Here is a 431-nt window from a genome sequence, read left to right as displayed (position 1 = left end):
TTTTACACAGTTATCCCAACTTTCTGTGGATAACATAGTGTAAGATCCTGTTTATTGTCAGTGACCAGAATTGGAAAACCAGCTTCAGCGTTGCGCAACACGAAGAAACACCTCAAAAAAAGCAATAAAAATCAGTATATTGAATATAGCACACAGAAAAAGATAAACTCTGTCCACACGGTATAAAATCACTGCTCATTTTTTAATCAATGGTAATTATTATGTCCGCTCTTTTTCCGCTACTGACTCCGCCTGCTTCGGAGGCACTGCTGTTAGCCCAGGCGCGGCAGCTTTCCGGCTATACGTTAGGCGAACTGGCGGCGATGGCCGGCATGACCACGCCTAAAGATTTAAAGCGAGACAAAGGCTGGATCGGCGTCCTGCTGGAGATCTGGCTCGGCGCCAGCGCCGGGAGCAAACCTGAGCAGGAT

The 431-nt window shown here is 47.1% G+C and carries 1 pseudogene; it reads left to right on the top strand.

The window, feature by feature from the left end:
* Window positions 1-221 precede the first annotated feature (221 nt).
* Window positions 222-431 (top strand): annotated as a pseudogene (locus F7Q90_RS26175) (DNA mismatch repair endonuclease MutH); the annotation flags it as partial.

This window comes from Pantoea stewartii subsp. stewartii, from assembly GCF_008801695.1.
Lineage (GTDB): Bacteria > Pseudomonadota > Gammaproteobacteria > Enterobacterales > Enterobacteriaceae > Pantoea > Pantoea stewartii.
The sequence above is the reverse complement of the archived record's forward strand: the minus strand, read 5'-3'. Positions and strand labels throughout refer to the sequence as shown.